The organism is Streptomyces sp. NPDC056948 (genome assembly GCF_042674225.1).
GTDB lineage: Bacteria > Actinomycetota > Actinomycetes > Streptomycetales > Streptomycetaceae > Streptomyces > Streptomyces purpurascens.
In genome coordinates, this window is the sequence record NZ_JBHUQX010000045.1 from 26,477 (window position 1) to 32,864 (window position 6,388).

6 protein-coding genes are annotated in these 6,388 nt (G+C 68.9%); 4 read left to right on the plus strand and 2 right to left on the minus strand.

Going from position 1 to position 6,388, the window contains the following annotated elements; translation table 11 throughout:
- Positions 1 to 268 precede the first annotated feature (268 nt).
- The 4 genes from ACFTZL_RS08590 (at position 269) to ACFTZL_RS08605 (ending at position 4,536) form a co-directional block, all read left to right on the plus strand.
- Entirely contained in the window at positions 269 to 1,561 is a 1,293-nt protein-coding gene (locus tag ACFTZL_RS08590) for an extracellular solute-binding protein (protein ID WP_382579738.1), read from the plus strand.
- 6 nt (positions 1,562 to 1,567) lie between these two features.
- Complete coding sequence (locus tag ACFTZL_RS08595) at positions 1,568 to 2,566, plus strand: carbohydrate ABC transporter permease (RefSeq protein ID WP_382579730.1); 999 nt, start codon at positions 1,568 to 1,570, stop codon at positions 2,564 to 2,566.
- Positions 2,567 to 2,637: 71 nt separating this feature from the next.
- Positions 2,638 to 3,402 carry a carbohydrate ABC transporter permease gene (locus ACFTZL_RS08600; protein ID WP_229872965.1) on the plus strand — a complete coding sequence of 255 codons (765 nt, stop codon included), beginning with the start codon at positions 2,638 to 2,640 and terminating at the stop codon, positions 3,400 to 3,402.
- Between the two features lie 69 nt (positions 3,403 to 3,471).
- Positions 3,472 to 4,536 carry an endo-1,4-beta-xylanase gene (locus tag ACFTZL_RS08605; RefSeq protein ID WP_382579732.1) on the plus strand — a complete coding sequence of 355 codons (1,065 nt, stop codon included), beginning with the start codon at positions 3,472 to 3,474 and terminating at the stop codon, positions 4,534 to 4,536.
- A gap of 44 nt (positions 4,537 to 4,580) precedes the next feature.
- On the opposite strand, the gene ACFTZL_RS08610 is transcribed toward ACFTZL_RS08605, so the two are convergent.
- Together ACFTZL_RS08610 and ACFTZL_RS08615 are read right to left on the minus strand one after the other, a co-directional pair.
- Positions 4,581 to 5,615 (minus strand): LacI family DNA-binding transcriptional regulator, encoded by a 1,035-nt coding sequence (locus ACFTZL_RS08610; RefSeq protein ID WP_382579734.1) that lies wholly within the window; start codon positions 5,613 to 5,615, stop codon positions 4,581 to 4,583.
- Between the two features lie 211 nt (positions 5,616 to 5,826).
- Entirely contained in the window at positions 5,827 to 6,033 is a 207-nt protein-coding gene (locus tag ACFTZL_RS08615) for a DUF5999 family protein (protein WP_382579736.1), read from the minus strand.
- Positions 6,034 to 6,388 lie beyond the last annotated feature (355 nt).

Sequence of the window (6,388 nt, forward strand, 5' to 3'; positions counted from 1 at the left end):
TGAGGGCGGGTGGGGCGACTGCCGAGCGGCCCGTGCGTGCGGCAGTGCGGTGTCCGAGGCCGCCCCGTGTCCGAACACCCTGCGTGATCGTGGGTCGGATGGGCTCCGTAAGGTTCGTTCATCGCCTCGAATGTTTCGTCCCGGGTCACGCTCTCAACTCGAGGAAAGATTCACCGTGTACGAGGGGTTGTCACCCTTTGGCGGCTGTCTCTAGGGTGCGGCAACGACGCAGCTTTCTGGAGTTCATCCGAAACTTTCGAGGAGCATGATGGGCGACCCGGCACTGTCCCGCCGCGGCTTCCTGGCGGCCTCCGCCGCGGCCGGTCTGGGGATGACGGCACTGACCGCATGCGGCGGGGACTCGGACGGAGGGTCGTCCGGGACGACCACGATCGAATGGTGGAACATCTCCACCACCGAGCCGACCAAGGGTGTCTGGGCTGCCCTCGCCCGCAAATTCGAGGCGCAGAACCCCAAGGTCAAGATAAAGATCGTCCAACTGGAGAACGACGGCTACAAGTCGAAGATGACGGCCCTGACCTCCTCCGGGAAGCTGCCCGACATCTTCCACACCTGGGGTGGCGGCGTGCTCAAGCAGCAGGTCGACGCCGGGCTCGTCGAGGACCTCACGGACAGCACCAAGCCGTGGGGCGACTCCCTGCTCCCGGTCGCCAGGGAGCCCTACCTGATCGACGACCAGGTCTACGGCATCCCGTTCGACATCGGCATGATCGGCTTCTGGTACAACAAGGCCCTCTTCGAGAAGGCCGGCATCAGCGCGCCCCCGACCACGTGGACCGGCTTCCTCGACGCCGTACGGAAGCTGAAGTCCGCCGAGGTCACGCCTCTCGCCCTGGCCGGCAAGGAGAAGTGGCCCGGCATGTACTACTGGGCCTACCTCGCGATGCGCACCGCCGGCGCCGACGCGCTGCAGAAGGCCTACGACGCCAAGGACTTCACCGGCGCCCCCTTCGTCGAGGCGGGAGAGCACCTCGACGAACTCGTCGGCCTCCAGCCGTTCCAGAAGGGCTATCTCGGCGCCGCCTACTCCACGCCCACCGGCCAGGCCGCCACCGTCGGCAACGGCAAGGCCGCCATGGAGCTCATGGGGCAGTGGGCTCCCGTGGTGCAGGCCGACGCGGGCAAGGGGCTCGGCAAGGACCTCGGCTTCTTCCCGTTCCCCGCGGTCGAGGGGGGCAAGGGCGCCCTCACCGAGGTGTTCGGCGGAGGCGGCGGGCACGCCGTGCGCCGGGGCGCCCCGCAGGCGGCCGTCGACTTCCTGAAGTTCTTCGCGTCCGAGGCCACCGACCTGGAACTGGTCAAGAAGACCGGTGTCCTCCCCGTGGTCCCGGCGGCCGAGAGCGCCATCGCCGACCCCAACATCAAGGCCGTACAGGAGCAGTTGAAGAAGGCCACCGGCTTCCAGCTCTACCTCGACCAGGCCTACGCGCCCGCCGTCGGCCAGGAGGTCAACGACAGCGTCGCCGCGCTCATCGCCGGCTCCAAGTCCCCCGAGCAGGTCGCCCAGTCGATCACCAGGACCGCGAAGGAAGAGCAGTAGCCGGCGATGACCTCCACGTTCCTGCCGGACAAACGGACCGGACCCGACGTCGGCGTTCCGCCCCCGGCCGCGGAACGGGCCCGGAGCCGGGCCCGGCGACGCGCGCTGAACTGGCTGACCGCGACCGGCTTCCAGCTACCCGCCCTCGTGCTGTTCATCGGGCTCGTGCTGCTGCCGATGCTGTTCGCCCTGTACGCCGCGTTCTTCCGCTGGGGCGGCTTCGGTATGCCCTCCGACTACGTCGGCGGCGAGAACTTCACCCGGCTCTTCCAGGACGAGGTCTTCCTGGGCGACCTGTGGCGCTGTCTGGTCCTCGTGGTGCTGTCGCTCGTCCTTCAACTGCCGTTCGCGCTCGCCATGGCCGTCCTGCTCAACCAGCGCATGCGCGGCCGGGCGGTGTACCGGATGCTGTTCTTCGCCCCGTACGTCCTGTCCGAGGCGATCACCGGAGTGCTGTTCGGCATGATCTTCGCCCCGGACGACGGCTTCGCCGACCAGCTCCTGGGCAGGATCGGGCTGGACGGGGTGGGCGGGGAGTGGTTCGCCGACCCGTCCACGGTCATGGCGACCCTGTTCCTGGTCATGACCTGGAAGTACTTCGGCTTCCACATGATGCTGTACCTGGCCGGACTCCAGGCCGTCCCGAAGGAGCTGACCGAGGCGGCGCTCATCGACGGAGCCGGTCCCTGGCAGCGCTTCCGCAATGTGACGCTGCCGCTGCTCGCGCCCACCCTGCGCATCAGCGTCTTCCTGTCGGTCATCGGGTCCATCCAGCTCTTCGACCTGGTGTGGGTGACCACCGCGGGCGGTCCCGACCACCACTCCGAGACCATGGCCGTGACCATGTTCCAGTACGGCTTCAAGCGCTATCAGGTCGGCTACGCCAGCGCGATCAGCGTGGTCATGTTCGGCATCAGCCTCGTCTTCGCCCTCGCCTACCAGCGGTTCGTGCTCCGGCGCGATCTGGAAGGGGCCACCACGACCATGCGGGGTGAGGGAAAGTGACGATCAGCCGGAAGTCCCGCAGGGGCGGGAGTGTGCCTCTGCACCTCGTCCTGGTCGTCGTCGGCGCGGTCATGGCCGTTCCCCTGCTCTACGCCGCGCTCTCCGGCTTCAAGTCCACCGACGAGCTGTCCCGCAACCCGGTCGGTCTGCCCGAGTCGTGGGTGACCTCCAACTACACCCAGATCCTCGGCTCGGGGGACTTCTGGCGGCTGATCGGCAACAGCACGCTGATCGCGGTGGGCACGACCGTCCTGGTCGTCGCGGTCTCCGCACTGTCGGCCTTCTCCTTCGCGCGGTTCGCCTTCCGCGGCCGGGAGGTGCTGTTCACGCTGTTCACGATGGGGCTGATGTTCCCGTTCGCGGTGGCGGCCCTGCCGCTGTTCCTGCTGCTGCGCTCCCTGGGCCTCTTGGACAACCCCCTCGGCGTGATCCTCCCGCAGGCGGCCTTCGGACTGCCGATGACCATCATCATCCTGCGGGGCTTCTTCCGGCAGATCCCCGGTGAGCTGGAGGAGGCGGCCACGCTCGACGGGTGCAGCTCGTTCGGCTTCTTCTGGCGGGTGCTGCTGCCCATGGCGCGGCCCGCGCTCGGCACGGTCTCGGTGCTGGCCGTCGTCACCAGCTGGAACAACTTCTTCCTGCCGCTGCTGGTGTTCACCGACGCGCAGTGGTGGACGCTGCCGATCGGCGTGCAGCAGTTCCAGGGGCAGTACTCCGCGGAGTACGCCAAGGTCTTCGCCTATCTGGTGCTGGCCATGGTCCCCGCACTCGCCTTCTACTCGGTCGCCGAGCGGCAGCTCGTCGGCGGCCTCACCGCGGGCGCCACGAAGGGCTGACGCGCGCCGCGGACGTACGGCTCACCCACCCACCTGATCTGATCCGATCTGATCGTGAGGAGTCGCACCATGCGCAGGACCGCCATACGGCTCAGACTCGCCGGGGCGCTGGCCGCCGTGCTGGTGGCCGGAGGCATCGCCACCGGCCCGGCGGCACAGGCCGGCGAGGAGTACGGCAAGGAACCCACCCTCGCGGACCTCGCCCAGCGGCACGGCCGCTACTTCGGCAGCGCGACCGACAATCCCGAGCTCGTCGACGCGCCGTACAAGGCCCTGCTCGGCGACGAGTTCGACCAGATCACGCCCGGCAACAGCATGAAGTGGTACGCGACCGAGCCGCAGCAGGGCGTGTTCGACTTCTCCAAGGGCGACGAGATCGTGAACCTCGCCCGGGCCAACCGGCAGAAGGTGCGCGGCCACACCCTGGTCTGGCACAGCCAGTTGCCCGGGTGGCTCACGGGGCGGGAGTGGACGGCGCCGGAGTTGAGGGCCGTGCTGAAGAAGCATGTCCAGGCGGAGGTACGGCACTACCGGGGCAAGGTGTTCGCCTGGGACGTCGTCAACGAGGCGTTCAACGAGGACGGTACGTACCGGGAGTCGGTCTTCTACAAGACGCTCGGGCCCGGGTACATCGCCGACGCGCTGCGTTGGGCGCATCAGGCCGATCCGCGCGTGAAGCTGTACCTCAACGACTACAACATCGAGGGGATCGGCCCGAAGAGCGACGCGTACTACAAGCTGGCCAAGGAGCTGAAGGCCGAGGGCGTCCCGCTGCACGGCATCGGCCTCCAGGCCCATCTCGCCCTCCAGTACGGCTATCCCGCCAGCCTGGAGGACAACCTCCGCCGCTTCTCCCGGCTCGGCCTCGACACGGCGCTCACCGAGGTCGACGTACGGATGCTGCTGCCCGCGACCGAGGAGAAGCTGGCACAGCAGGCCGAGTGGTACCGGGACCTGACCGAGGCGTGCCTGGCGGTACGCCGGTGCGTCGGAGTCACCCTCTGGGACTACACCGACAAATACTCCTGGATCCCGCCGTTCTTCCCGGGCGAGGGCGCGGCCCTGCCGTGGGACGAGCAACTCAGGCCGAAGCCGGCGTACTTCGCGCTGCGTGAGGCGCTTGAGGGGAGGTAGGCAGGCGGTGCCGTTCGACCAGGGCCGAACCGGCTCCCGGTCCGTCAGGCCCGCTCCGGCGGTGGCATCGTGCTGAATCGCACCACCAGGTCCGTTCCCAGTTCCACCCGTGGGGAGTCCGGTTGTTCGTCGCGGGTCAGGCGCAGGACCGTGCGGGCGGCCAGTTTGCCCATGTCGGCGAGGGGCTGACGGATCGTGGTGAGTGGGGGAGCCGACCAGCGGACTTCCGGAAGGTCGTCGAAACCGACCACGCTCATGTCCTGCGGCACCCGCAGCCCGCGCCGCCGCAGTGCCTCGATCGCGCCGAGTGCCATCTGGTCGCTGGCGGCGAACACGGCCGTCGGCGGCTCGGGCAGGTCGAGCAGAGTGTTGCAGGCGGTGAAACCGGACTCGGGGCGGAAGTCGCCGGGGACGACGAGGGAGGTGTCCATCGCGACACCGGCGCCTTCGAGGGCCGCCCGGTAGCCGTCCAGCCGGGCCCGGGAGCACAGCAGGCGCGGCGGGCCGGCGATCAGGCCGATCCGGCGGTGGCCGAGGGACAGCAGATGGTCGGTGGCCGCCATGCCGCCCGACCAGTTCGCGGCGCCGATCGTGGGCGCGTCCAGGGCGGGGGAGCCCGCCGGGTCGACGACGACCAGCGGGACGCCGAGGATCCGCAGCTCCTCGTGGAGCATCGGCTCCAGCGCCGACGTGACCAGGATGACGCCGTCGGAGGCACGGGCCCGGAGGTTGCGCATCCACTCGCGGGCGTCGCCCGACCGCCCGTGGATGGCCGACACCACCGTGCCGACCCCGGCCGCGTGCGCGACCTCCTCGACCCCACGGATGATCTCCACGGCCCAGGGACTGTCGAGGTTGTTGAAGACCAGGTCGAGCAGGGCCGCACGGGCACCGGGGGCCGCGGGGCGCTTGCGGTAGCCGTGCCGGCGCAGCAGCTCCTCGACCCGGGCCCGGGTCTGCGGCGACACGTCGGACCGGCCGTTGACGACCCGGGACACGGTCGGCACGGACACGCCGGCCTGCCGGGCGATCTCCGTGATCGTGACCTTGCCCTCGGCGTCGGCCTCACGTGCTGCCACTTGCCCCACCTCCGTCGACGGGTGACCGCGAAACTTCCAGAAGTCTTCCGGAAAACGGGCATCCGTGGGAAGGCGTACGAGCCGGGAACGCGCAGTCGCAGCGGGTGACGGGGAGTGACGACCCCCGGACATGCGTCGGGGCCGGTTCGCAGGGTGTCCTGCGGCCGGCCCCTCATATCTGCGGGCGGGTCGTCACCCCGCCCGGCGGCCCTCAGGCAGCCGTCATGACCTGGCTGCCGGCCGGCGGACGGTGCGGGGCGATGACCCGGCCGTCCGGCAGAAGCTCACCGGTGTCCTCGAAGAGCACCACGCCGTTGCACAGCAGGCTCCACCCCTGTTCCGGGTGGTGCGCCACGAGACGGGCGGACTCCCGGTCGGCGGATTCGGCTGACGAGCATGGTGTCTGGTGCTGGCACATGGGTGGGATCTTTCGCTCTGTCGTGATGGATGAGGTGACTGAGTTGTCTGAGTCGGTCGTGGTGTCTGTTCCGCGGCTAGAAGTGTCGTTCATTGCCGCCCCCGTGTTAAGTCGTCGGAACCCAGTGTTGCCCCACGGGCGTCATTCCGCAGGGATTTCGCGGCACCGCTTCTTACAGATTCAGGACGCGTCACCCGCGCGGACGGTTCATCCCAACTGGGCTGTCACTTCGGGTGGTTCGCAGTGGCCGGATAGGGCTAGTCAGGTCGGGTCGGGAGTCATTTGCGGCTCGTACGAGCTATTAGATGCTCGTACGAGCGATAAAAGGCCCGCACCCCGTCGCCGGGAATTCGGC

Coding starts and splice junctions, on each gene's coding strand:
- ACFTZL_RS08590 (WP_382579738.1), top strand. CDS start 269: ATGGGCGACCCGGCACTGTCCCGCCGCGGCTTCCTGGCGGCCTCCGCC.
- ACFTZL_RS08595 (WP_382579730.1), top strand. CDS start 1,568: ATGACCTCCACGTTCCTGCCGGACAAACGGACCGGACCCGACGTCGGC.
- ACFTZL_RS08600 (WP_229872965.1), top strand. CDS start 2,638: ATGGCCGTTCCCCTGCTCTACGCCGCGCTCTCCGGCTTCAAGTCCACC.
- ACFTZL_RS08605 (WP_382579732.1), top strand. CDS start 3,472: ATGCGCAGGACCGCCATACGGCTCAGACTCGCCGGGGCGCTGGCCGCC.
- ACFTZL_RS08615 (WP_382579736.1), bottom strand. CDS start 6,033: ATGTGCCAGCACCAGACACCATGCTCGTCAGCCGAATCCGCCGACCGG.